20 protein-coding genes are annotated in these 24,989 nt (G+C 75.3%); 12 read left to right on the top strand and 8 right to left on the bottom strand.

The features are described 5' to 3' along the window. The first annotated feature begins 113 nt into the window (after positions 1 to 113). The 5 genes from ACH4SL_RS06810 (at position 114) to ACH4SL_RS06790 (ending at position 7,202) form a co-directional block, all read left to right on the top strand. Positions 114 to 1,196, top strand: a complete 1,083-nt coding sequence (locus ACH4SL_RS06810; RefSeq protein ID WP_398442341.1) for a MerR family transcriptional regulator — start codon at positions 114 to 116, stop codon at positions 1,194 to 1,196. A 720-nt stretch (positions 1,197 to 1,916) separates the two neighbouring features. Then, positions 1,917 to 3,656, top strand: coding sequence for a polyprenyl synthetase family protein (locus tag ACH4SL_RS06805; RefSeq protein ID WP_398442340.1), 1,740 nt, complete (start codon positions 1,917 to 1,919; stop codon positions 3,654 to 3,656). After that, entirely contained in the window at positions 3,656 to 5,197 is a 1,542-nt protein-coding gene (crtI, locus tag ACH4SL_RS06800; RefSeq protein ID WP_398442700.1) for a phytoene desaturase family protein, read from the top strand. The genes ACH4SL_RS06805 and crtI overlap by 1 nt, the downstream gene beginning before the upstream one ends. After that, complete coding sequence (locus ACH4SL_RS06795) at positions 5,194 to 6,216, top strand: phytoene/squalene synthase family protein (RefSeq protein WP_398442339.1); 1,023 nt, start codon at positions 5,194 to 5,196, stop codon at positions 6,214 to 6,216. The genes crtI and ACH4SL_RS06795 overlap by 4 nt, the downstream gene beginning before the upstream one ends. After that, positions 6,213 to 7,202 (top strand): DUF5914 domain-containing protein, encoded by a 990-nt coding sequence (locus ACH4SL_RS06790; RefSeq protein WP_398442338.1) that lies wholly within the window; start codon positions 6,213 to 6,215, stop codon positions 7,200 to 7,202. The genes ACH4SL_RS06795 and ACH4SL_RS06790 overlap by 4 nt, the downstream gene beginning before the upstream one ends. A 126-nt stretch (positions 7,203 to 7,328) precedes the next feature. Here the strand turns inward: ACH4SL_RS06790 and ACH4SL_RS06785 are convergent, their stop codons facing one another. The 3 genes from ACH4SL_RS06785 to ACH4SL_RS06775 all read right to left on the bottom strand — a co-directional run bounded on the left by ACH4SL_RS06785 (position 7,329) and on the right by ACH4SL_RS06775 (position 10,717). Further along, positions 7,329 to 8,156 carry a carbohydrate-binding protein gene (locus tag ACH4SL_RS06785; RefSeq protein ID WP_398442337.1) on the bottom strand — a complete coding sequence of 276 codons (828 nt, stop codon included), beginning with the start codon at positions 8,154 to 8,156 and terminating at the stop codon, positions 7,329 to 7,331. 103 nt (positions 8,157 to 8,259) lie between these two features. Next, positions 8,260 to 9,066: an IclR family transcriptional regulator gene (locus tag ACH4SL_RS06780; RefSeq protein WP_398442336.1), complete on the bottom strand. Its 807-nt coding sequence runs from the start codon at positions 9,064 to 9,066 to the stop codon at positions 8,260 to 8,262. Positions 9,067 to 9,085: 19 nt separating this feature from the next. Next, positions 9,086 to 10,717 carry a bifunctional 3-(3-hydroxy-phenyl)propionate/3-hydroxycinnamic acid hydroxylase gene (locus ACH4SL_RS06775; RefSeq protein WP_398442335.1) on the bottom strand — a complete coding sequence of 544 codons (1,632 nt, stop codon included), beginning with the start codon at positions 10,715 to 10,717 and terminating at the stop codon, positions 9,086 to 9,088. Between the two features lie 143 nt (positions 10,718 to 10,860). Here ACH4SL_RS06775 and ACH4SL_RS06770 point away from each other — a divergent pair, with 143 nt between their 5' ends. From ACH4SL_RS06770 to ACH4SL_RS06745, 6 genes are all read left to right on the top strand, one after another. Then, positions 10,861 to 11,820 carry an amidohydrolase family protein gene (locus tag ACH4SL_RS06770; RefSeq protein WP_398442334.1) on the top strand — a complete coding sequence of 320 codons (960 nt, stop codon included), beginning with the start codon at positions 10,861 to 10,863 and terminating at the stop codon, positions 11,818 to 11,820. 51 nt (positions 11,821 to 11,871) lie between these two features. After that, entirely contained in the window at positions 11,872 to 13,332 is a 1,461-nt protein-coding gene (locus ACH4SL_RS06765; protein WP_398442333.1) for an aldehyde dehydrogenase family protein, read from the top strand. 137 nt (positions 13,333 to 13,469) lie between these two features. Beyond that, complete coding sequence (locus ACH4SL_RS06760; RefSeq protein ID WP_398442332.1) at positions 13,470 to 14,360, top strand: alpha/beta hydrolase; 891 nt, start codon at positions 13,470 to 13,472, stop codon at positions 14,358 to 14,360. Next, entirely contained in the window at positions 14,357 to 15,991 is a 1,635-nt protein-coding gene (locus tag ACH4SL_RS06755; protein WP_398442331.1) for an FAD-dependent monooxygenase, read from the top strand. Before ACH4SL_RS06760 ends, ACH4SL_RS06755 begins: the two co-directional genes overlap by 4 nt. Positions 15,992 to 15,995: 4 nt before the next feature. Further along, on the top strand, positions 15,996 to 16,991 hold the full coding sequence (locus ACH4SL_RS06750) for an amidohydrolase family protein (protein WP_398442330.1): 996 nt from the start codon (positions 15,996 to 15,998) through the stop codon (positions 16,989 to 16,991). Beyond that, the gene (locus tag ACH4SL_RS06745) at positions 16,988 to 19,315 is read left to right on the top strand and encodes a transketolase-like TK C-terminal-containing protein (RefSeq protein WP_398442329.1); all 2,328 of its coding nucleotides are present in this window, start codon (positions 16,988 to 16,990) and stop codon (positions 19,313 to 19,315) included. The genes ACH4SL_RS06750 and ACH4SL_RS06745 overlap by 4 nt, the downstream gene beginning before the upstream one ends. 59 nt (positions 19,316 to 19,374) lie before the next feature. On the opposite strand, the gene ACH4SL_RS06740 is transcribed toward ACH4SL_RS06745, so the two are convergent. Then, positions 19,375 to 19,830 carry a hypothetical protein gene (locus ACH4SL_RS06740; RefSeq protein ID WP_398442328.1) on the bottom strand — a complete coding sequence of 152 codons (456 nt, stop codon included), beginning with the start codon at positions 19,828 to 19,830 and terminating at the stop codon, positions 19,375 to 19,377. Between the two features lie 144 nt (positions 19,831 to 19,974). Between ACH4SL_RS06740 and ACH4SL_RS06735 the strand changes: the two genes are divergently transcribed. Next, a complete protein-coding gene (locus ACH4SL_RS06735) occupies positions 19,975 to 20,667 on the top strand; it encodes a GntR family transcriptional regulator (RefSeq protein ID WP_398442327.1) in 693 nt (230 codons plus the stop codon). 18 nt (positions 20,668 to 20,685) lie between these two features. Here the strand turns inward: ACH4SL_RS06735 and ACH4SL_RS06730 are convergent, their stop codons facing one another. The 4 genes from ACH4SL_RS06730 to ACH4SL_RS06715 form a co-directional block, all read right to left on the bottom strand. Next, positions 20,686 to 21,759: an amidohydrolase family protein gene (locus ACH4SL_RS06730; protein ID WP_398442699.1), complete on the bottom strand. Its 1,074-nt coding sequence runs from the start codon at positions 21,757 to 21,759 to the stop codon at positions 20,686 to 20,688. Positions 21,760 to 21,921: 162 nt separating this feature from the next. Further along, a complete protein-coding gene (locus tag ACH4SL_RS06725) occupies positions 21,922 to 22,788 on the bottom strand; it encodes a fumarylacetoacetate hydrolase family protein (RefSeq protein ID WP_398442326.1) in 867 nt (288 codons plus the stop codon). Positions 22,789 to 22,851: 63 nt separating this feature from the next. Then, a complete protein-coding gene (locus ACH4SL_RS06720; RefSeq protein WP_398442325.1) occupies positions 22,852 to 23,421 on the bottom strand; it encodes a VOC family protein in 570 nt (189 codons plus the stop codon). A gap of 143 nt (positions 23,422 to 23,564) precedes the next feature. Then, positions 23,565 to 24,743: a hypothetical protein gene (locus ACH4SL_RS06715; protein ID WP_398442324.1), complete on the bottom strand. Its 1,179-nt coding sequence runs from the start codon at positions 24,741 to 24,743 to the stop codon at positions 23,565 to 23,567. Positions 24,744 to 24,989 lie beyond the last annotated feature (246 nt).

The raw sequence follows: 24,989 nt of genomic DNA, 5'->3' as shown, positions 1-24,989 counted from the left end.
GACAGTGCCCGGACCTGGCCGTGCCGCTCGTGACTCCCGGCCGGTCGGAGCAGCGTCGGCGGAGTGCGCCCCGTGCGACAACTCGCATCGAAAGTGCGTCGTATCCTGACGGGGTGTCACGCACCGCACGCCGCACGCCTCCCGACCCCCCGTCCGGCGAGGCCGGCGCCGGTATCACGACCGGCGCGCTGGCCCGGCGGCTCGGGGTGTCGCCCACCACGCTGAGGTCGTGGGACCGGCGCTACGGACTGGGCCCGGCGGTACGGCCCGGCGGCCGCCACCGGCGGTGGACTCCGTACGACGTGGCCGTGGTGGAGGAGATGTGCCGGCTGACGGCGACGGGGCTGCCGCCCGCCGAGGCGGCACGGCTGGCCCTGCGCGCACCCGCCCTCCCGCAGCCCCGAGGGGACGGGGCCCCTCCGGCCGGCGAGGCCGCACGCCCGGCCCCGCCCGCGCCCGCACTCGCACCCGCACCCGCACCCGCACCGGCGGCGCCCGGCCTCCCGCGGACGGAGCCGTCCGACGAGGAGGCACGCCTGGCGTGCCGAGGGCTGGTGCGGGCCGCGGTGCGGCTCGACGCCGCCGCCGTACAGTCGGGGCTCGCCGCTGCCGTGCGCCGGTACGGGCTGGTCGGGGCGTGGCAGGAGGTGATGGTGCCGGCGCTGCGCGCTGCGGGCCGCCGGTGGGAGTCCTCCGGCGACCGGTACGTGGAGGTGGAGCACCTCCTGTCCTGGCACGTCTCCAGCGTTCTGCGAGCCGAGGCGCTCGCCGCCGCGCCGCCGGACGCGGCCCGGGACACCGCCGTCCTGGCGTGCGTCCCCGACGAGCAGCACTCACTGCCGCTGGAGGCGCTCAACGCCGCCGCGGTCCAGGCGTCGGTGGCCACCCGCATGCTCGGCGCCGCCGTCCCCGTGGAGGCGCTCGTCCCCGCGGTACGCAGGACCGGCCCGCGGGCCCTGGTGCTGTGGTCGCAATCCCGGTCGACGAGCAACGTGCCCCTGGCCCAGCACCTGGCGGCCGCGCGGTGGGGGCTCCGGGGTGCCCGCACCCGGCCGCTCGTCATCGCCGCGGGGCCGGGCTGGCCGCCGGAGGTGGCGGGAACCGCGCGTCCCCGCACGCTGCCCGAGGCGCTCGGCCTGCTGCTGGACGCGTGCGGCGGAAGCTCCCGCTCCCTTCCGGAGGACCCCCGCCGGTGACGCCCGCCCGGTCGTGAGCCGGGGCCCGATCCGCCCGCACCGCGCGCGGGGCCGGGCGGATCGGGCGACGCGCCCCCCCTGGGGGACGGCCCGTACCGGGCGCTTCGCGGTCACGGCACCCGCGCGCCGAGCCGCTCCGGGACGGGCCCTCCTCGTCGCGGCGCCGCGCACGGTGCGTACGCCGCCGGTCGGGCGGTACGCGGCCGGCCACGTGCGGCGGAAGCTCCCGCTCCCTTCCGGAGGACCCCCGCCGGTGACGCCCGCCCGCTCGCGGGCCGGGGCCCGATCCGCCCGCACCGCGCGCGGGGGCGGGCGGCTCAGGCGACGCGCCCCCCTGGGGGACGGCCCGTACCGGGCGGTCCGCGGTCACAGCGCCCGCGCACTGAGCGCGCTCCGGGACGGGCCCTCCCCGTCGCGGCGCCCCGCACCGTGCGTACGCCGCCGGTCGGGCGGGACGCGGCCGGCCGCCCTCCCTGCACGCGCATGGCCGCACGCACGGCGGCTGATCGGGCGACTGCCGGGGGTGGCGGACGCCCGCGCGGGCGCGTCAGGTGCTCCGCTGGCCAGGAAAGCCGACGGTCGCCCGCGGCCGCCGCCGGGGCGCGACCGCTTCCGCCGTGCCCTCTGCCGGGCGACGGCCGCGCGGGTGCATCCGCCGGGCCGCTCGGCGGGGAAGTACCGGTGCCACGCACGAGGCCCGTCCGTGAGAGAGGAAGCGTGATGCCCCGGACGCAGGTCACCCCGCCCGGCCACCGGCCCACCACGCCGACGGGGAGCGGCACCGCCGCAGCACCGGGCACGGGCGCGAGCGCGAACTCCGCCCTCGGCACGGGCGCGGGCACGAACTCGGGCCCCACCACGGGCAGGGGCGCGGGCGCGGGTCTGCCCGCGAACTCCGACGCCAGGACAGGCACGAGCGCGAGCGCAGGCACCGACCTGGGCACGAACAGGAACACCAGCACGAGCGCAAACACGCCCCCCGGCCCGAACACAGGCCCCAGCCCCGGCACAGGCCCGAGCAGGGGCACAGGCACTGGCGCGAGCGCGGACACCAGCGCCAGCGCAGACACAGACGCCAACCACCGCACGGCCACAGGCCCAAGCGCCAGTGCCCGCAGGGACACGAACGCGGACACCAGCACGAGCCCCGGCCCCGGCTCGCACCCTTCGGCGGATGCCGAAACGCGCCGGACCCGCAGCAACGGCACCCATGCCGGTCCCGGCGGAGCCGGAGCGGAGGGGGTCGGCGTCGACGCGATCGACGTCTCCGCCGTCGACGCGGACGTATCCGGCGCCGTCGGTGCGGCGGCGCGACTGCTGCTGCGGGCCCGCGTCGCGCAGGCCGCGGCCGTCGACGCGGCGTTCGGCAGGGACGTGGCCGGGCCGGTCGCCCGGTTCGTCCTCGACGGCGGCAGGCGGATGCGCCCGCAGCTCCTGTGGTGGGCGATGCGCGCCTGCGCGCCCGGCGTGGCGGCAGCCGGGGACGTGGCCGGGGCGGCGTTGCAGGTGGCGGTCGGCCTGGAGCTGCTGCAGACGTGCGCCCTCCTGCACGACGACGTCATGGACGGGGGCCGGGTGCGGCGCGGCCGTCCGGCCTTCCACGCGGCCTGGGACGCGGCGCACGGCGGGACCCGCCGCGGGCCGCTGCGGCCGACCGGCGGTGAGTCGGCGGCCGTGCTCGCCGGGGATCTCGCGCTGACGTGGGCGGACGACGCGGTCGCCGCCGCGCCTGTCCCGCCGGACCGGGCGGGCGCGCTGCGCACCCAGTGGCAGCTGCTGCGTACCGAACTGGCGGCCGGCCAGTACCTCGACGTCCACGGGCAGGCGACGGCCTGCCGGGTGCCGCGGACCGCGGTGCGTACCGCACTGCTCAAGAGCGGGATGTACTCCGTGCAGCGGCCCCTCGTGCTGGGCGCCGTCCTGGCGGGCGCCCCCGCGGCCACCGCACGGGCCCTGTCCGCCGCGGGGCACTGCGCCGGGCTGGCCTTCCAGTTGCGGGACGACCTCAACGACGCCTTCGGTGATCCGGCGCGGACGGGCAGGCCGCCGGGGGCGGACATCCGGGCGGGCAAGCCGACCTACCTGGTGGCGGTGGCGTTCCGGCGGGCCGGGCACGCGGGCGACCGGCAGGCCCTGCGGGTGCTGGACGCGTGCGTGGGCGACCCCGGGCTGTCCGACAGCGCACAGGACGAGGTGCGGCGGGTGCTGGAGGCCACCGGGGCCCGCCGGGTGGTCGAGTCGGACATCGCCGGACTGACCGTACGGGCCCTGCTCCACCTGCGCGGCCCGGGAGCCGGTCTCGGTGCGGATGCCCGGCGCCGTATCGAAGACCTGGTCACGACCGTCGCGGGGGTGCCGTCGCCGGAGGGGACGGCGGGCCGCGGGGCCGACGTGGACCCCGCGATCGCCGCGGAACTGGCCGCCGCCGAGGAGGCCGCGGACGAGGAGGGCACGTGGTGATGCGTACCGTGGCGGGCCGTACCGACCACGTCGTCGTGGTGGGCGCCGGGCTCGCGGGCCTGTCGGCCGCGCTGCACCTGCTCGGCGCGGGACGGCGGGTCACGGTCGTCGAACGGGACGCGCAGCCCGGCGGCCGGGCGGGGCGGCTGACGCTCGGCGGGTTCAGCCTCGATACCGGCCCCACCGTGCTGACCATGCCGGACATCGCCGACGAGGCCTTCGCTGCCGTCGGCGAGCGCCTGCACGACCGGGTCGGCCTGATCCCCCTTCACCCGGCCTACCGCGCGCGGTTCGCCGACGGCAGCGCGCTGGACGTCCACACCGACGCCGAGGCGATGGAGGCCGAGGTGCTCCGCTTCGCGGGGGCCCGCGAGGCGGCGGGCTACCGGAGTCTGCGCGGCTGGCTGGAGCGGCTGTACCGGGCGCAGATGCGTCGCTTCATCGACGCCAACATGGACTCCCCCTTCGGGTTGCTGAACGCGGACCTCGCGCGGCTGGCCGCGCTCGGCGGCTTCGGCCGCTGGCAGCCGCGTGTCGAGCGGCATCTGCGCGACGAGCGGCTGCGCCGGGTCTTCACCTTCCAGGCGCTGTACGCCGGGCTCCCTCCGTCCCGGGCACTCGCCGCCTACGCCGTCATCGCCTACATGGACACGGTGGGCGGGGTGTATTTCCCCCGCGGCGGCATGCACGCCCTTCCCCGGGCCATGGCGGACGCGGCGGGCGACGCCGGGGCCGACATCCGCTACGCCCACGAGGCCGTGGCGCTGGAACGGCGCGGCTCGCGCGTGACCGCCGTCGTCACCCCGCACGGCCGGATCCCCTGCGACGCGGTCGTCCTGACCCCCGATCTGCCGGTCGCCTACCGGCTGCTGGGACGCGAGCCCCGCCGCCCGCTGGCCCTGCGGCACTCCCCGTCGGCGGTCGTGCTGCACGCCGGGACCGATCGCACCTGGCCCGAACTGGCCCACCACACGCTGTCGTTCGGGGCCGCCTGGCGCACCGTCTTCGACGAGCTGACCCGCACCGGGCGGCTGATGAGCGACCCGTCGCTGCTCATCAGCCGGCCCACCACCCACGACCCGTCGCTCGCGCCGCCCGGCCGCCATCTGCACTACGTCCTCGCGCCGTGCCCCAACACGGTGACCGGCCCCGGCTCCGGCGACTGGGCCGCCCTGGCGCCCCGCTACCGCGACAGCATCCTGCGCGAGCTGGACCGCCGGGGGCTCACCGGGATCGCCGACTCCGTCGAGTGCGAGCACCTGGTGACACCCGCGGACTGGCAGGCGCTCGGCCACGGCGCCGGCACGCCGTTCTCCGTGGCGCACACCTTCGCCCAGACCGGGCCGTTCCGCCCGCGCAACCTGCCGCGCGGCACCGAGAACGCCGTACTCGCGGGCTGCGGCACCACCCCGGGGGTCGGCATCCCCACCGTCCTGATCTCCGGCAAGCTCGCCGCCGCGCGTGTCACGGGGCTGCCCTCCCTCGTCGCGGTGCGGCCGCGGGCGCCGCGGTCCCCGGCGACCGGCGGGGTGCCGCGGTGACCGCCCGCGCGGTGCGGCGCTCGCTGGACCGCGCCGGTGTCACCGATCCGCGCCTGCGCGCCGCCTACCTGCGCTGCCGCGACCTGCACGCCCGGCACGGCAGGACGTACTACCTGGCCACCGGCCTGCTGCCGCCCGCCAGAAGGCCGGCCGTCCACGCCCTGTACGGCTTCGCCCGCTGGGCCGACGACATCGTCGACAGCCTCTCCCCCGGGACGTCCCCGCAGCAGCGGGCCGACGCCCTCGACCGGTTCGAACAGCGCCTGCACGCGGGCCTGCTGGCCGGCGACAGCCCCGAACCCGTCGTCCACGCCCTGGCCGACACGGCGGCCCGCTACCGCATCGACCACCGGCACTTCACCGACTTCCTGGCCTCCATGCGCGCCGACCTCGTCGTCACCGACTACGCCGCCTACACGGACCTGCAGGCGTACATGCACGGCTCGGCCGCCGTGATCGGCCTGCAGATGCTGCCCGTCCTCGGCACCGTCGTGCCGCGCGAGCAGGCGGCCCCCTACGCCGCCGCGCTCGGGGTGGCCTTCCAGCTCACCAACTTCCTGCGGGACGTCGGCGAGGACCTCGACCGCGGCCGTGTCTACCTCCCGCAGGATCTGCTCGGCGCCCACGGCGTCGACCGCGAACTGCTGCTGTGGAGCCGCCGCACCGGCAGGTCCGATCCCCGCGTCACCGCCGCCCTCCAGGCCGCCGAGGACCTGACCCGCGGCGTCTACCGCGAGGCCGAACCCGGCATCGCGCTGCTCGACCCGGTCTCCGGACCCTGCATCCGCACGGCCTTCACCCTCTACCGCGGCATCCTGGACGCCATCGCCCGCGACGGCTACACCGTGCTGCACCGCCGCTCCGCGGTGGGCCGAAGGCGCCGCGCCGCCGTCGCCGGGGCGGGTCTGGCGCGTATCGCCGCCGCGCGGCTGCGGGCCCGGTACGCCGACCGGCCGCCGTCCTCCCCCGGCGGCGCCCGGCGGACGCTGCCCGCACCCGCCCCGGAGGACGCGCCGTGACGCGGCGGGCGGCCCGGAACCGCTACCCGCTGCGGCTGCGCCGCCACCCCGTCCCGTGGGCGCGGCAGCCCCCCACCTGGCGCGACGCCCGCCCCTCGCTCATCGCGGACGCGCTGCGCGCCGCGCAGGCACGCCCCACCGGCAACTGGTACGTCGTCGGGGCCTCCCGGGAGACCGCCGGGGACCGCCCGCTCGCCCGCACCGTCGCGGGCGAGGAGGTCGTCGTCTGGCGCGGCCGCGCCGGAGCGCCGGTCGCCGGGCCCGGCATCTGCCCGCACCTGGGGGCGCCGCTGCGCGACAGCCCGGTGTGCGGCGGCGTCCTGCGCTGCCACTGGCACGGACTGGCCCTGGACGGCTCCCCGTACGCGGGCTGGCAGCCGTACCCGGTGCACGACGACGGAGTCCTGGTCTGGGTCCGCCTGGACCACGTCGGCGGCGAACCGCCGCTGCCCGCCCCGCTCGTACCCGGCCGCCCCGTCCTGGCGCGGTCGGTGGACGCGGTCTACACCGGCGTCGGCCGCTGCGAGCCCGAGGACGTCGTCGCCAACCGCCTCGACCCCTGGCACGGGGCCTGGCTCCACCCCTACTCCTTCGCCGACCTCACCGTGCTGCCCGACGCGGACGGCGGGATCGCCGTCGACGTGTCCTTCACGCTCACCCCGCGTCTGGTGGTCCCCGTCCGCGCGGTCTTCACCGCCCCCGGTCCGCGCACCGTCGTCATGCGCATCACCGACGGCGAGGGCACCGGCTCGGTCGTCGAGACCCACGCCACGCCGCTGCGCCCGCCCGGCCACGCCCAGCCGCACACCGCCGTGGTCGAAGCGGTCCTCGCCACGAGCGACCGCCCCGGCTTCGCCGCCGCCCGAGCCGCCGCCGCCCTCCTGCGCCCACTGATGCGCGGTACCGCCCGCCGCCTCTGGCGCGACGACCTCGCCTACGCCGAACGGCGCTACCACCTCCGCAGCCTCACCCGCTTCCCGGGCTGACACCCCGGCAAGCGGCACTCCCCCGCCCCCGGCGGGCCACCCGGAGCCCGCGTTGACGCCGATCCGGCCGAGGCGGGCACCATCGCTCCCCCGGCTGTGTCCCGGCCGCAGCGAACCGCGCTCCGGCTACTCCACGACGAGGCTGTCGATGTTCGCGCCGATGGCCTTCGTGAGGGTCACACGGACGGTGACGCCCGTCCCCTGCGGGAGGGTGGCGGTGCAGGAGGCGGTCTTCCAGGCGTCCCAGCCGCCGGTCGGCGGCATGGCGAGGGAGGTGATCTTCGTGCCGTTGACGTCGATGTCCGCGGGCCGGTCCGTGTCACCGCCGTTGGCGTAGCGGACGAGGAGCTGCTTCTTCCCGGCGGACGGCACGTCGACGGTCCAGGAGATGGTCGATCCGGCCGACGTCCCGTTGAAGTCGGCGTAGCCCGTGCCGGTGTAGCCGGGGTGGAGGGTGTCCACGACGAAGGTGCTGTCGAGCCGTGCGTCCTCGGCCTCATGAACCGTGCCGCCGCCGACAGCGGGGAAGGCGGCGCCGCTGGGTTCCACGGTCGCGACGGTTCCGCCGTTCGTGCTGACGGGGATCTCCGCCGTGACAACGCCCGGGACCTTCGTCCGAGCGTTCCACACGCTGCCGGATCCGCCGCCGCTGAGGATCGCCGCCGCCTCGCTGGTGAAGGCCGGCAGGGTGGCGCGCCTGCGGTACCAGCCGACACCCCGGTAGTAGTCACCTCCGCCGTCCGCGCCGTCCTGGGCGTTCCAGGTGTGCGGGACGCTGAGGGCGGTCCATGCGCTGTCGTTGAAGGCGGGCGCCTGCGCGCCTGTGACGTCACCCTTGTGGAAGCGCCACCCGGAGCACGTGCGCAGGGCGGGCGGGGCGTAGGTCCGCGGGGTGACCGGCGCGGCGCCGGCCGTGCCCGCCGCTCCGAAGGTGACGAGCGCGCCGCCCGCCATTGCGCCGAGCAGCTGGCGGCGGCTGGTCGTTCGGGCCGGTGGTGGCCAGGGGCGAATCCCAGTTGCTTGACCTGCACGGATGCCATGTTCTGCAGGCGCACGGTCAGGGTGTGTGGCCCAGTTCCTCGGACATGGCCCGGGCAGAGCGCAGGAGTTCGGACGACAGCCCGGCGAGTGCCTCCTCGGACACTCCGCGCGCCGGCATCACCAGGGTGACGACGAGCGGAAGGGACTCGCCCGCGGTGAACACCGGCGCCGCCACCGAGGTGACGCCGGGGATGACCCCGCCGGCGGTGGCGGCCACACCGTCCGCGCCCAGCACCTCCGCGGTGATCCGCCGGACCTCCTCACGGGTGGCGGTGTCCAGCGTGTCGCACTCCAGTTGCGCGCACAGGACGGGGCCGGTGAGCTGTCGGGGCAGATGGGCGAGGAAGACGCGCCCCAGAGCCGAGTTCAGCAACGGCATGGTGGCGCCGACCCGGACGGTGACGGGCAGAGCGTGGGCGCCGTACTCCCAGCGGACGACGACGGGACCGTTGTCGCCCCACACCGCCAGGTTGACCGCGTGCGAGGTGCGGTTCCGCAGGTCCGGCAGGTGCTGGCTGACCAGGGCGACCTCGTCCATCCTGCGCAGCGACTCGACGCCCAGCCGTCGCAGGGCCGGGCCCATGTCGTACAGCCCGGTGGCGGGCGACCGCGCCACGAGTCCGACCCGGGACAGGCTCACCAGGTAGCGGTGGGCCTTGCTCGGCTGCATCCCGCTGGCGGCGGCGAGCTGCGTGAGACCCATCGGGCCGCGCCCCTCCTCCAGGGCGCGCAGCACCGTCATCGCCAGTTCGACGGACTGGATGCCCTGGCGTGCCGGCGCGGCGTCGTCGCTCTCGCCGCCGGGGGGAAGCTGCGCTGTCACAGGCGTGATCATAGTGACGTCAGCCCGCCGGTACGGGACCGGTCATCGCGCCCAGCAGCTCGCCGGCCAGCCGCGCGGTCGCCTCGGGGCCGCGGGCGGTGCCGAAGACGTAGAAGTCGGGCCGGACGGCGACGGCCGAGCAGCCGAGTTCGGCGAACCACCGGCGATAGGTGCCGTCGACGTCGTGGACGTGGCGCACGCCCGCGGCACGGCCGGACCGTTCGCCCGGGGCGACGACGGACGCGCCTGCCCGGGTCAGGGCGCCCAGCACGGGAAGGCGCTCCGGCTCCGGTCCGAGGCCGGGCGCCAGGAGCAGGTGGAAGCCGCCGCCCACGACCTGGTCGAGGAGGTCACGGCGCAGGCCGTCGTCCACCACGCCCTGCGTCGACAACTGCCCGCGCCCCGGCCCCGACGTGCGGGCGAACATCCCTTCGGCCAGATCCGGGAGGCGTACGGGTTCGTGTGCCGCGCCCACCGCGCGCCGGGCGAGCAGGGCGCGGTCGCGCTCCGCGGCGCGTTCGGGGTCGCGGAGGGTCTGGAGATGCCCGAGCTCGATACCCCGCTCGGTCACCGCCCGTACGTGCGGCTCGCGTTCTTGCTGGTAGGTGTCCAGGAGCTGGTCGTCGGCGGCGGCGCACAGGACGAGGTCCAGCTTGAAGGCGAGGTTCTGGGCGTCGCGGAATCCCGAGCACATGCCCTGCCCGAGGAAGGGCGGCATCTGGTGGGCCGAGTCGCCGGCGAGCAGGACGCGGCCGTGCCGCCACCGGTCGGCCACCAGGGAACGGAAGGTGTACGTCGCCACCCGGATCAGCTCGGCGTCACCCGGAGCGAGGAAGCCGCCGACACGTTCCCAGACGCGGGCGGGGGCACGCTCGGTGGTGAAGGCGTCCGCGGAGTCGAGCATGAAGCTGAACCTGTGGTGCGCGGGCCCGAGCGAGATGATCGAGGTCGGGCCCGCGGGGTCGCCGAGCTGGAGCGCGGGCGGGACCGCCGTCGGGCGGCGGAAGCGGAAGTCGCACACCATCCAGGGCTCGGCGAAGCCGTAGTCGTGCAGGCCGGTGCCCAGCGCGGAGCGGACGAAGCTGTTGCCCCCGTCGCAGCCGACCACGTAGCGCGCGGCCAGCCGGCGCCGCCCGCCGGGGCCGTCGACGGTGAGCCGGACGCCGGACGGGTCCTGCTCCAGGGCGACGACCCGGTGCGCGTGCCGTACGTCCACCCGGGGCGCCGAGCGGCAGACCCGGTCGAGGGCGTCCTCCAGGTCGGGCTGGTACATCATGTACCACTCCGCCCAGCCGCTGCGGCCCACCTCGGCGAAGCGCTGCTCGATGAGGAGGTCGCGGCGGGCGTTGCGCCATTCGTACGTGGGCTGGACGCGCAGCTTCGGCAGCAGTTCGCCGGCGACCCCGAGCCGGGCCAGGGTGCGCATGGTCTCGTCGTCGAAGCTGGCGGCGCGCGGCAGGTTGTACAGGCCCGGATAGCGTTCGAGCACCAGCACGCTGTGGCCCGCGCGGCCCAGCAGTCCCGCGAGCGCCATGCCCACCGGGCCGTAGCCGACGACCGCGACGTCCACGGTGTCCTCCGTGCCGTCGCGGGCCGGGACGGCCGGCCCGTCCGCGCCCGGGCCGCCCGCGGCCGGATCCGCCGATCCCATCAGGACACCTCCGTCTGACTGCGTGCTCCGGATGCGCGACCGCGTCCTGCCCGGGACGGTGCGCGAGGGTTGACACCGACGGAAGCTACGTTTCACTATCCAGGAAGTCAATGCATATAAGTGAAATCCGGAAGGCGGCGTCAGTGCGGACCATCGGCCTTGAGGAGCACTTCGTCACGCCCGACCTGGTGGATTACGGCGCCGGGTCGGCGTCCATCGCCCAGCCGGCGCGGTGGAAGGAGGCCTCGCAGCGGCTGCTCGACCTCACCGGCGAGCGGCTGGCGGAGATGGACGCGGCCGGTCTGGACATGCAGGTGCTGTCGCTGAACTCCCCCGGCATCCAGGCCGAACCGGACGCCCGGACCGCCGTCGCCCGCGCGGCCGCGGTCAACGACCTGCTCGCCGGGGTCGTCGCCGACCGTCCCACCCGCTTCGCGGGCTTCGCGGCCCTGCCGCTCCAGGACCCGGCGGCGGCCGCCGCGGAGCTGGAGCGCGCGGTGACCGGGCTCGGCCTGCGCGGCGCGCTGGTCAACGCGCACACGCAGGGCCGCTACCTCGACGACCCTGCGCTGCGCGTGGTCTGGGAGCGGGCCGAGGGCCTTGACGTGCCGCTCTACCTCCATCCCGCCAACGGTGTGGACACCCCGCACGTGCTGGGCGGCCACCCCGAGCTGATCGGCCCGATGTGGAGCTGGGGCACGGACACCGCCTCGCACGTCCTGCGGCTGGTCTTCGGCGGTGTCTTCGACGACTTCCCGGAGGCGAAGCTGCTGCTCGGGCACATGGGCGAGGGCCTGCCGTACGTGCTGTGGCGGCTGGACTCGCGCTGGGGCTTCCACCACCACCACGAGGTGGAGCTCGCCCGGGAGCGGCCCTCGGACTACCTGCGCCACAACCTGTACATCACCACCAGCGGCGTCTGCTCGGCGCCACCCCTGCTGTGCGCGCTGCTCGCCCTCGGCCCCGAGCACATCCTCTTCGGCACCGACCACCCGTTCGAGGACATGGCCGAGGCCACCGCCTTCCTCCGTACCGCCCCCGTCAGCGAGGCCGACCGGGCGAAGATCGCCCACGGCAACGCGGAGCGCCTGCTCCGCCTCTGAGAACGAGTCCCGCGCACCGTCACCGCCTTCCTGCCCGAGGAGCAGCCCGCCATGACCGAGGACACCCGCACACGCCACTGGATCGACGGCACATGGGCCGGCTCGCCCCGCAGCGGGACCAGTGTGAACCCCGCCACCGGCGAGGAGATCGGCACGTACGCCGACGCCGACGCCGCCACCGGGCAGGCCGCGATCGACGCCGCCGACCGGGCCTTCGCGCAGGGCACCTGGCGGCTGGACCCGATGCGGCGGGCCGCCGCCCTGAGCCACCTCGCCGACGCGTACGTCGCGCGCGCCGAGGAGGTCGTGGAGACCCTGACCTTGGAGAACGGCAAGCTCCGTCCCGAAGCCGGCTTCGAGGCGCACTTCGTCCCGCGCGCGCTGCGCTTCGCCGCCGGCCTGGCGGTGCACCCGCACGGCCGGGTCACCGACACCCGGCCGGGCCGCCAGGCGCTGTCGATCCGGCAGCCGGCCGGGGTCGCGGGCATCGTGGTGCCCTGGAACTCCCCGGCGTATCTGTGCGTCCGCGCGCTGGCCCCGGCCCTCGCGGCGGGTTGCACCGCGGTGGTGAAGATGCCGGCGCAGGCCGCCCGGACCGCGGCACTGATGAGCCAGATCCTCGCCTCCGTGCCCGAGATCCCGGCGGGGGCGGTCAACGTCGTCGTCGAGTCCGGCTCCGACGTCGCACGGCTGCTGGTCGACTCGCCGCAGGTGCCCGTGATCAGCTTCACCGGCAGTACGGCCACCGGCCGCGTCATCGCGGCGCAGGCGGCGGCCCGCTTCAAGCGGGTGGGGCTCGAACTGGGCGGCAAGACACCCCATCTGGTCTTCGCCGACGCAGATCTGGACGCGGCGCTCGCGACAGCGGTGCAGTCCTGCACGGTCTTCGCCGGGCAGTTCTGCATGACCGGCAGCAGGGTGCTGCTCCAGCGGGAGATCGCCGACGACTTCACCACCGCCCTGGCCCGGCGCCTGGAGGCCGTACGGCCCGGTCCCGCCTCGGACCCGGCGAGCGAGATCGGCCCGCTCATCGACACGGCGTCCGTCGCCCGGGTCGACGCGGCGGTGGAGGCGGCGATCGCGGCGGGCGCGAAGCCGCTCGTGCGGGGCGGCCCCAGTACCCGGCCCGAACTGGCGGGCGGCGCCTTCTACCACCCGACGCTGCTCGCGGTGTCCGACACCTCGCTGCCGATCGTGCAGGAGGAGACCTTCGGCCCTGTGCAGACCGTCCAGGTCTTCGACTCCGAGGACGAGGCGGTCGCGCTCGCCAACGCCACCGAGTACGGCCTGAGCGCCTGCGTGTGGACGCGGGACGCCGACCGGCCACTGCGCGTGGCGCGACGGCTCGACGCGGGACTGATCTCCGTCAACAGCTGGGCCAACCTCACCGTCGAGTTCGAGGAGGGCGGCTACAAGTCCAGCGGTGTGGGGCGGCTCGGCGGCCTGGCGTCCGTGGAGGACTTCCTGGAGCACAAGCAGATCACCCAGGATTTCGCGCCCTTCGGCGGCTGACAGCCGCCCGGCCGCGGGCCGTCTGCCCGGGCCCTGCCCGACTCTTGCCTGTTATCACATATAGCGCCTAGTCTCGCGCACACGCCGCACCTGCGCCGGCGCCCCTTCCCGCACCCCCTTCTGTCAGGAGGCCGCAGATGGCCGAGCAGCGCGACGCCGCGACGTTCCGGGTCGGCGAGCACACGATCACCGCACTCACCGCCCACCCCGCCGCGCCGGGCGGGAGGCCCCTCGTCGCGGCCCTGCCGGGCGGCACGTACAACGCGCGGTACTTCGACGTCGCCGGCTCGTCCGCGGGATCGTTCATGGACGTCGCGACGAGGAACGGCTACCGGGTGGTGGCCTTCGACCGCCCCGGCTACGGCGGCAGCACGCCGCTGGAGCCGCACGCCAACACCTTCGCCCGGCACGCGGAGCTGCTGTCCGAGGCCGTCGCCCAGGCGGCCGCGCGCTACGGGGCGGACCAGGTGGTGCTGGTCGGGCACTCCATCGGCGGGATGATCGCGCTGACGATCGCCGCCGGGGACCCCGGCTTCCCGCTGATCGGCGTGTCGGCGACCGGGATGGGCGCCGTCATCCCGCCCGGTGGGGCGGCCGAGGCGCTCGCCACGCTGCCCGCGGACGCGACGGTGGACCTGCCGTACGAGGAGCGGGACCGGGTGATGTTCGGGCCGCCGTCCACCTACCGCGCCGAGGGGCTGGCGCAGGCGCGCGGCTCGTACGCGCCCGTCCCCGTACAGGAGCTGATCCAGGCGCCGCGGTGGCCCGCGGAGCACCTGCCCGCGCTCGCCCCGAGGGTCCGCGTGCCCGTGCACAACGCCCTCGCCGAGTTCGACGCCCTGTGGGACAGCGCGCCGGGCAACGTGGCGCGCTTCGCGGCGATGTTCACCGCGGCGCCCTTCGTCGAGGCGGCCGTCGCGCGCGGTACGGGCCACTGCATCGATCACCACGCCCTCGGCTTCGCGCTGCACCTGCGGCAGCTGGCGTTCGCCGAGGAGTGCGCCGCCTGGGCGGCGGGCCGGCCGTGAGCGGGGAGCACGGCCCCGGGCGCCTTCCGCGCAGCGTCCCGGTGCTGATCGCCGGCGGCGGGCCGGTCGGTTTGGCCGCGGCGGTGGAGCTGGGGCGCCGCGGCGTGCGCTGCCTGGTCGTGGAGCCGCGTCCGGCGGTGTCCCGGGCCCGGCCCCGCTGCAAGACCCTCAACGTCCGCACCATGGAGCACCTGCGCCGCTGGGGCCTGGCCGGACGGCTGCGCGAGCGCGCACCGCTGCCCGCCTCCTGGTCGCAGGACGTGGTTTTCTGCACCTCGCTGGCCGGCCGCGAGCTGCACCGCTTCTCCGGCGTGCTGGGGCTGGTGCCGGAGGGCGAGCGCTTCGCGGAGACCGGGCAGCAGGCGCCGCAGTACGTCCTGGAGGAGGTGCTGCGGGAGGCCGTCGGCGAGCTGGCGGCGTGCGAGCTGGTGCTGGGGTCGCGGGTCGCCGCCCTCAGCCAGGACGGCGACGCGGTGACCGTCACGATCGAGGACGCCCACGGCGGGCGCGCCACCGTCACGGCTGACTACGTCATCGGCTGCGACGGCCCACGCAGCACCGTACGCGAGCAGATCGGCGCCTCCTACCGCGGCGGTTCGGCGCTGCGCCCCAACTTCGGCCTGGTCTTCCGCAGTCCCGGCCTGTGGGACCACGTACGGCACGGGCCCGCTGTGCAGTTCTGGCCCGTCAACCCCGCAGCGCCCGCGCTGCTCGGGCCGCTCGACCGGCGGGACACCTGGTGGGCGATCGCCTTCGGGGTCGACCGGGAGACCGGGGAGCGGGAGGCGCACCGCCTGATCGACGCCGCCGCCGGGCGCCCGGTCCAGGCCGAGGTGCTGTCGACCGACCCGTGGACGGCCCGGATGCAGATCGCCGACCGGATGCGCCTCGGCCGGGTCTTCCTCGCCGGCGACGCGGCGCACCTGAACCCGCCGTTCGGCGGCCACGGGCTCAACACCGGGATCGGGGACGCCGTCGACCTGGGCTGGAAGCTCGCGGCGGTGCTCGGCGGCTGGGGCGGCCCCGCGCTGCTGGCCAGCTACGAGGCCGAGCGGCGGCCGGTGCAGGAGCGGGTCGTCGCGGAGGCGACCGCGAACATGCGGGTGCTGTCCACCGAGCTGCTGGCCGGCAACCTGGACGATCCCGACGACGCCGGGGCTACCGCCCGCCGGGCGGCGGGGGAACGCATCCGGCAGACCAAGACCGCCGAATTCCACTCCCTGGACCTGGTCCTGGACCTGCAGATCGGCCCGTCCCCACTCCTCCCGGAGGGCGCGGGCGGGACGGTCGGGAGGCGGCTGCCGCATCTGTTCCTGGACGACGGCCGCTCGCTGTACGACCTGCTCGGTCCGGGCCTCACCCTGCTGACCGCCGGGCGCGGCGCGGTCGAGGACGCGATCGAGGAGGCCGCCCGGGCGCGCGGTGTGCCGCTGGCGGTCGTGGACCTCTCGGCCCTGACCGCCCGCGACGTCGCCGCGCACCTGGGCGCCCGCCGCGTGCTGGTGCGGCCCGACCAGGTGGTCGGCTGGCTGGGTGACGGTGCGCTCCCCGACGCCCGCGGCCTCGTTGACACGCTGAGCGGCGGCCCGCCCGCCCCTGCCCGCCCCCGCTCCGGCCCCGACAGAAGGTGAACCGATGTCCCACGACCGCATCGACGTCCACGCGCACTACCTGGGCGGCACCGTCGCCGAGCTGTTCGCGTCCGGATTCACGCTGCCCGGCGGCTACCGGATCCCCGCGGGCTGGACCCCGCAGGCCGCGCTCGACTTCATGGACCGCAACGGGATCCGCACCCAGATCCTCTCCGCCCCCTGGCCCTTCGCCGGCACACCGGAGGACCCCGGCTTCGCCACCCGCTTCTGCCGTGCCGTCAACAACGAGTGCGCCGAGCTGATCGCCGCGTACCCCGACCGCTTCGGCGGCTTCGCCGCGGTGCCGTACGACAGCCCGGACGCGATGCTGGCCGAGATCTCCTACGCGCTGGACGTCCTGGGCCTGGACGGCGTGCTGCTGACGTCCAACGGCCAGGGCCATTACCCCGGCCGGCCCTTCCACGAGCCGGTCCTGGCCGAACTCGGCCGGCGCGGGGTGCCGGTGCTGCTGCACCCGACCGACTGCCCGCACGTGGACGTGCTCGGCTTCGGCCGGCCCAGCTCGGTGTGCGAATACCCCTTCGACACCGCCCGCGCCGTCGTCAACGCCCTCTACACCGGGGTCTTCCGGCGGCATCCCGGCCTGCGGCTGATCCTCGCGCACTGCGGCGGCGCGCTGCCCACCCTGGGCTGGCGGATCGCCGAGCACACCACCATGGGGACCGGCCCCGACGACGCCGACATCGACCCCGACCATGTCGCGCAGGTGCTGCGCGGCCTCTACTACGACACCGCGCTCGCGGGCGCCGCCCACTCGCTGCTGCCCACGCTCCAGGTCACCACCGCCGGCCACGTCCTCTTCGGCTCCGACTGGCCCGCCGCCCCGGAGGCCACCGTACGGCGCAACACCGACAACCTGCTCGCCTTCCCGGGCCTGAGTGCCGCCGAGCTGGCCGGTGTGGAGCGCGGCAACGCCCTCGCGCTCTTCCCCCGCCTTGGCTCCGCCGGGCCCGGGGACAAGGAGGACCCTTCCGCATGAGCACCGCCCCGGCCGCCCCCGGCCGTACCGCCGTCGGCATCTCCCCCGGCGTGCTGCGCCAGATCGAGGACCGCGTGCTGTGGCTGTCCACCGCGATCGTCCATCACGCAAACCGGGTACGCCCCAACGCCTCCGGCCTGAAGGTCGGAGGCCACCAGGCCTCCAGCGCCTCCATGGTGTCGATCATGACCGCGCTGTGGTTCCGCCACCTACGGCCGCAGGACCGGGTCTCGGTCAAGCCGCACGCCTCGCCCGTCCTGCACGCCGTCAACTACCTCCAAGGCAGGCTCGACGCGGCCTATCTGCCGACGCTGCGCGCCTTCGGCGGCCTCCAGAGCTACCCGAGCCGGACCAAGGACCCCGACCCCGCGGACTACTCGACCGGCTCCGTAGGCATCGGCGCCACCGCGACCGTCTGGGGCGCCCTGGCCCGCCGTTACGTCCACCCGGAAGCGGGCGGCGCGGCCGGGCGGCAGTACGCGCTGCTCGGCGACGCCGAACTGGACGAGGGCGCGATCTGGGAGGCGGTGCTCGACCCGCAGGTCGCGGGCCTCGGGGAGATCGTGTGGATCGTCGACCTGAACCGGCAGTCCCTGGACCGCGTGGTGCCCGATCCCGGCGCGACACGCCTGGAGGGCATGTTCGCCGCAGCGGGCTGGCAGGTGGTCACCGTCAAGTACGGGACGCTGCTGCGGGAGCTGTTCACCCGCCCCGGCGGGGAGGAGCTGCGCGAGCGCCTCGACACGATGCCCAACCCGGAGTACCAGCGGCTGCTGCGCTGCCCCGCCGCCGAGCTGCGCGAACGGCTGCCCGGCAAGGGCCCCGGCGCCGGGCGGGTCGCCGCGCTGCTGGACGGGCTGGACGACGCGGAGCTGCTGCGGGCGCTGCGCAATCTCGGCGGACACGACCTGGCCGCGCTGGACGGCGCCCTGGAGTCGGTGGAGGACCACCGGCCCACCGTCATCCTCGCCTACACCGTCAAAGGCTACGGTCTGCCGGTCGAGGGCCACCCGCAGAACCACTCCTCGCTGCTGACGGACGCCCAGGTGCGCGAGCTCGCCACCCGTACCGGGGCCGACGCCGACCGGCCCTGGGAGCCCTTCCCCGCCGGCTCCGCGGCCGCCCGGGTGTGCGCGGAGGCGGGTGCGCGGCTGCGGCGGGAGCCCGTGGTGCCCACGGCCCCTCCCCCGGTGCCCGCGGACCTCGGGCGCACCCCCGCCGGCAGCGCGACGACGCAGGCGGCGCTGGGCCGCCTCCTGCTGGACCTGACGCGCGCGGCGCCGGAGGCCGCCCGCGGCGTCGTCACCGTCAGCCCGGACGTCAGCTCGTCGACCAACCTCGGCGGCTGGGTCAACAAGGTCGGCGTGTGGGCGCCCGCCGAGCGCGTCGACTGGTTCCACGACGACGGCGAGACGCTGCTGCACTGGCGCGAGCAGCCGGCCGGCCGGCACATCGAGCTGGGCATCGCCGAGACCAACCTCGTCGGGCTGCTCGGCGAGCTGGGGGCGACCTGGAGCCGCTGGGGCCGGCCACTGCTGCCGATCGGCGTGCTCTACGACCCCTTCGTGCAACGCGCCCTGGAGCCGTGGTCGTTCGGCATCTACGCGGGCGGCCAGTCGATCCTGGTGGGCACGCCTTCGGGAGTCACCCTCGCCCCCGAGGGCGGCGCACACCAGTCCGTGACGACGCCCTCCCTCGGTATCGAGCAGCCGGGCTGCACGACGTGGGAGCCGGCGTTCGCCCTCGACACCGAGTGGACGCTGCTGCACGCGCTGGGCCGTCTGGGCCGGCCGGACGGCGGCTCGGCCTACCTGCGGCTGTCCACCCGGCCGGTCGACCAGTCGCTGGCCGCCGTGCCCGCCGACCCCGCCGCCCGCGAGCGGCGCCGCCGCCAGGTGGTGGCGGGCGCGTACCCGCTGCGGCGGGTCGCGGACCCACGCGTCACCGTCGCCGCGATGGGCGCGGTGGTCACCGAGGCGCTGGAGGCGGCCGATCGGCTCCAGCACCTCGGCATCGCCGCAGACGTCGTGTGTGTCACCAGCCCCGGCCTGCTCTTCCGGGCCCTGGACGCCCGCTCCGGCCACGGCGACGGCGACAGCTGGGTGCTCGACCAGGCCTTCCCGGCCTCACGGGCCACTCCGCTGGTGACCGTCCTGGACGGCCATCCGCACACCCTGGCCTTCCTCGCGGGCGTCCACCGGGTGCCGCTGAGCACGCTGGGCGTGACGCGATTCGGCCAGTCCGGCTCGCTGGAGGAGGTCTACCGCGCCCACGGCATCGACGCCGACAGCGTCGTGGCCGCCGCGCTGGACCTGGTCGAATGACCGGGTGGGGCCGGGGTTCGTAGCACCGTCCACGGCCCCACCCGGTTGCGCACGGCGGTTCAGACCGCCGGGGCGCCCGCGAGCCGCTCGTAGGCCGTACGGACCGCGGGCAGCAGCCCGGCCGCGGCCGCCGGGTCGAGGCGCTCGGCGCGCAGCTTGAGGAGGTCACCGGCACGCCGCTCCACGGGAACGTCGGCGCCGCGGGCGGCGACCAGGGCGTGGAAGTGCCGGTAGTTCTCGCCGAACACCAGCAGATACGTGGCGGGGGCGCCCGTGGCCTCGGTGACGGCAGCGACCAGGTCCCGCGCGCGTCGGCCGAAAGCGGCCAGTTCGGCGTCGTCGAGGCCGGTGATCAGCTCCGCGTGGCGGCGGGCCCGCAGGAAGAACCAGCCGGGCACCTCGTAGCCGGGCGCGATCTCGGCGGCCCACAGGGAGTCGCGGAAGACCCGCGCGGACGCTTCGGCCTCCTCCATCGCGCACAAGAGGCAGCCGGTGCCGTTGGCGTCGTCGCTCACGCTTCGTCCTTTCGCCGTCGCCGGGTCCGGCGCCGTACACCTGCCCTGGTCGAGCGGGTGTTATCACATATAGCGTACCGCCGGACGCGGAGGCGTCGCTATAGTTGATATCGACACGTCAAGCGGCGAGGCGAGGACGACATCGTGGCGACACCCCGGGACGCCGTACAGCCCATCACGTCCCGGTCGGTGGTCGAGCAGGCCACCGACGAGCTGCGCAGGGCCATCCTCGCGGGGGTGCTGGCGCCGGGCGAGCAGTATTCGCTGCGGGAGCTCGCGGGCATGCTCGGCATCAGCTTCATCCCGATCCGCGAGGCGCTGCGGAGCCTGGAGAGCGAGGGCCTGGTCATCACCCGGCCGGGGCGCAGCGCCGTGGTCACCCCGCTCAACCTGGACGACCTGCACGGCATCTACCGGCTGCGGCGCAGCCTCGAGCCGGAGATCGCCGGCCGCTCCTGCGTCCTTCTCTCCGACGAGGAGCTGGACCGGCTGGACGCCGTCGCCACCGGGTTCGGCCACCGGGAGCGCGGCATGGCCGACATCTACGACGGCCACGACGCCTTCCACCTGGCCCTGCTGGCGCCCGCCGCCACCGCCTGGGACATCCGGGTCCTCACCACGCTGTGGCGGGCGGGCGAGCGCTACATCCGTATCGGTTTCGGCCGGCTGGACCCGGATCCCGGTGAGCACGAGCGGCGCCGGCAGGCCCACCGGGACATGGTCGCGGCCTTCCGCAGCCGCGACCCCGGCACGGCCGCGGCCGCCACGGAGGCGCACCTCGCCCGCAACGAGAGGATCGCGATCGCGGCCCTGTCCGGGCAGCCGTCCGGGCAGTGACCGGGAGGCCCGCCCGGGTCAGGCGGGCGGGTACTCGACGCCGCCGACCCAGATCCGCCGGATCGCGCGTGTCGCGGTGATGTCGGCGAGCGGGTCGCCGTCGACCAGCACCAGGTCCGCACGGTAGCGGGGGCGGATCACCCCGCGGTCGCTCAGGCCGAAGGACCGCGCGGGCCCGGACGTCGCGGCCGTCAGCGCCTCGGCGGTGGACAGCCCGGCCGCGACCAGCAGCTCCAGTTCGTGGTGCAGGCCGAGGCCGTAGGCGGGCTGCACGGGGATGCCGGGCGTGAGGTTGGCGTCCGTACCGGCGAGGATCCGCACACCGGCGCGGTGCAGCGCGGCGACGCTGCTCTCCGCAGCGGCGTAGCTCAGGCCGGGGATGCCCAGAACGCCGAAGCCCTCCATCATCGTCAGGGTCGGCACCGCGACCGTGCCCCTGGCGGCGTAGCGCGCGGCGGCGGCCTGGTCGAGGGCGGTGTCGAGCGGCACGTGGTGGACCATGTCCACGCCGGCGTCGAGCGCCTCGGCCACGGTGGCGGCGTAGGCCGCGTGGGCCATGACGGCCTTGCCGAACGCGTGCGCCGCCACCGTCAGCGCCTTCGCCGTGTCGGTGCTCAGCCCGGGCACATCGAGGATGATCTTGACGTAGTCCGATCCCTCGGCGACCCGCTGCCCGACGAACCGCAGCGCCTCGTCCGGGCCGTCCACGACACCGGAGGGCGGAAAGGCCGGCAACTGACTCTGCAGACTCCCCGGCGCGACGGCCGGAGTGCCCGCGCTGCGGATGTCGGTCAGGCCTCGGCGGTTCCGCAGCGAGCTGACGAGGGAGGGCGGGAAGCACGCCATGTCCAGGCCGGTGGTCACGCCGTGACCGGCCAGGGCGGCCAGCGTGTCCAGGTCGGTCAGGTGGACGTGCGCGTCGACGAAGCCGGGCAGCAGGGCCGCGCCCCGGCCGTCGATCGTTCGGGCCCCGAGCGCGCTGACGCCGATCACCCCGTTGTCGACGACGACGGTGCGCGGGGCGCTCAGCGTCCGGCCGTCCAAGACCCGGACGTTGGTCAGGGCCACCTTCCCGCCGGGGCCGGCGGCCACCGCCGCCGCCTCCCGGGCGTGGGCGGTGCCGGGCGCCACCAGCGCCTGCGCCCCGGCGAGGGCGGCCCCGGCCGCCGCGGCGGATCATAAGAAGTCGCGCCTGGTCCTGTCGCTGATGCACATGCGGTGAGCCCTTCTGCGGGGGTGGAGCCCGCCGGCCGGTCAGGAGGAGGCGGCCGGGGGCGGGGCCGTGAACGTCTGGCGCAGTTCCCCGATGCCCTCGACACGGCTGACGAGCACGTCGCCGGGGGCCAGCCAGCGCTGCGGGTCGCGGCCCATGCCGACACCGCCGGGGGTGCCGGTGAACAGCACGTCACCGGCCAGCAGCGGCAGCACGGCCGACAGCTCCGCGACCAGGCGGGGCACCGAGAAGATCAGCTGGGCCGTCCGGCTCTTCTGCACCTGCTCGCCGTTGACCGAGCAGCTGACTTCGACGTCGTCGGGGTCGGCGAACTCGTCCGGCGTCACCAGCCAGGGGCCCATCGGCGTGAAGCCGGGCAGCGACTTGCCGAGGCTGAACTGCGCGCTGACACCCTGCAACTGGGTGATCCGCTCGGACAGGTCCTGCCCCCCGGTGAGCCCGGCGACGTGGCTCCACGCCTCGCTCTCGGGCACGTTCCGGGCGTCGGCCCCGATGACGGCGACGAGTTCGACCTCCCAGTCGGTGTGGCCGCCCTCGGGGACCACCACCTCGCTGACCGGTCCGGTGATGCTGGAGGCGAACTTGGTGAAGACCGGCGGCAGGGTGTCGGGGACGCCGAACCCCGACTCGGCCGCGTGGTCACGGTAGTTGAGCCCGACCGCCAGCACCTGGCGCGGCTGCGGCACCGGGGAGCCGAGGTCCCGGGGGTCGAACGGCTCACCGGCGGGCAGCTCGGTGGCCGACGCCCAGGCACGGAAGTCCGCCCACCGCGTGAACACCGCCTGCGGCTCGGCGGCGAAGCGCCCGCCACTCGCCCCCTCCACGTCCACCGCGTGACCGCGGGCGTCGATCAGGACGAGCCGTCCGGCAAGGTTGGCAACACGCATCGAGCACTCCAGCACTAGGGGTTTTCGGGAAGGGCGCCTCCCCGGGTCCTCGGGACCTGGCCGTCAGGACGCGCCGAGCAACACGCCCATCGGATCGGGCAGTTCGGCCCGCAGCGACCAGGACCGCGCGGTCAGTTCCGCCACCGGCGCGCCGTCCCGCCGCTCGCGCAGCATCTGCTCGGGGTCGAAGGCGGGGCCGACCGAGTCACCGGCGTACTCCTGGCCGTTCATGTACGCGGTGGCCTGGTCCGGTTCGGGGAAGTTGTCGATCTGCATCTCGACGAAGTTGCCGTCCGGGTCCTGGTAGTACATCGATGTCGTGACGCCGTGGGCGATGCACACGGCCGGGGTGATGCCCTTGTCCCGCAGCAGCACGTACCGGTCGAGCAGCGCGTCGAGGCCGTCGAAGGTGTAGGCGACGTGGTGCATGGCGGCCGTCGTCGGCTTCTTGGGCTCCAGTTCACCGGGGCGGTTGATCAGGGCGATCCGGTGGTGCTCCTCGTCGAAGGTGACGAAGGTCAGCGCCGCGTCACCGTAGACGACATGGCCGTCGAGCACCGTGCAGTACCAGTCCCGCATCTCGGCCGGCCGGCCGGTCTGGAAGACGACGTGGGCGAACTTCGGAGTGGCCATCGGAGGGCTCCTTGGGTGACTGCGGTTGTCACTGCCGATCTTGTTCCGACCTTCTCCTCACGGTAGTAGATATATGTGATAACAGCAACACCCCGGGCGGCCCGGCACAGGGGCGTCACGGGTCCGGGCCGCGCCGGGCGGGGTCAGGACTGGACGAGGTTCGTGGGGAAGGGGTCGTGGTTCTTGTACGCGTTCACGTAGATCTTCATCCACTGGTAGTAGATGTCCGCGTGGGTGTTGGTCTGGTTCGGGTCCATGGGCTCGATGTCACGGCTGTACGGCTCGTCGTAGTTGTCGACGAAGCGGGTGTTGCCCGACTCGTCCTCGAACCGCTGGGCCATCCACTCGTTCCACCAGGTCAGCATCGCCACCTTCGGGCGCACGTCGAACGCCCGGCTCCACTGGTCGCGCCAGGTCCGGCCGCCCTGGCGGCCGACCGCGTCGGGGGCCGTCATGTAGCTGTGCTGCAGGGCCGTGCAGACGGCCACCTGCTCGGGCGCGCCGCCCGACACGCCGACGTTCTGCGGGTAGTCCTGGAGGAAGCTCCACTCCTGCTCGGCGAGGGCGCCCTGCAGGCCCCACATCTTGCGCAGGGTGAAGTGGGCCCGCAGCTCGTCGGGCAGCTGGTCGGTGGTGAGCAGCAGCGGTTTGCCCTGGTAGGTGACGAAGAGGTCGTCGTACGCACCGGAGGCGTAGAAGGCGTTCCACGTCTCGCGGCCGGGGCCCGCGGGGTCGGGGCCGGACGCGGCGGTGCCGACCCAGGGGACCACGTAGGGGGTGGTGCCGCCCGCGGCCCTGATGTCGCGCCAGGTGTCGAGGAGGACCTGCATCGGGCTGTAGTAGAGGTCGTCGCTGCCGGAGTCGCGGGCACCCTGGACGTTGGTGGCGTCCACCGCGATGAAGTCGACACGGGCGGCGCTGAGCTGACTCGCGTGGGCGCGCAGCACGGCGGTGTCGTCCGAGCGGTAGTAGCCGGTGGCCGGGCGGCCCCAGTAGTGGAAGGCGTTGAGCGGGCCCCAGGCGGGGGGATTGCCGGTCGCCTGCGCGGTGCTCAGGATGTCGGTGTTGTCGTACACCGTCCGGCCGGGGCCCGCGGCGAGGTTGTGCCAGATGCTGTAGCAGATGCCGACCGCGTCCGCGGTGCTGTCCAGCACCAGCGGGCCGGCGGCGAGGGCCGGGGACGCGGACGCGCGGCCCGCGCCGAGGGCCAGCGCCGCCGCGGCGCCCGCGGCGGCTCCGAGCACCGCCCTGCGGCCCGGGCGCGTCACGGAAGGGGCCGGGCCGGGCGCTGACGAGTGGTCGGGGAGGTCCGGTGTCGCCATGGATCGTCCTTTCACCTTGGGAAGGTCCTGCCGCATCGGCCGCCGGTCACCGGCGGGGCGGCTCGGGGGCTCCGCGCGCGGGTCACGGAGGCGGGGAACGTGGGGGCAGACAGCCGCAAGGAGGCATGAAAGGTTTCACCCCCCGCCTCCGGTACTGTGGCCCAGCCCGTCACCGGGGTCAACCCTCCGGACCGGAACCTCCTCGCGCACCACCGGTGACACGGCTCCCACCCAGGTACCGGGCAC

The sequence above is a fragment of the Streptomyces sp. NPDC021020 genome, from assembly GCF_044333285.1.
GTDB lineage: Bacteria > Actinomycetota > Actinomycetes > Streptomycetales > Streptomycetaceae > Actinacidiphila.
This window is presented reverse-complemented; position numbering and strand designations above follow the sequence as displayed.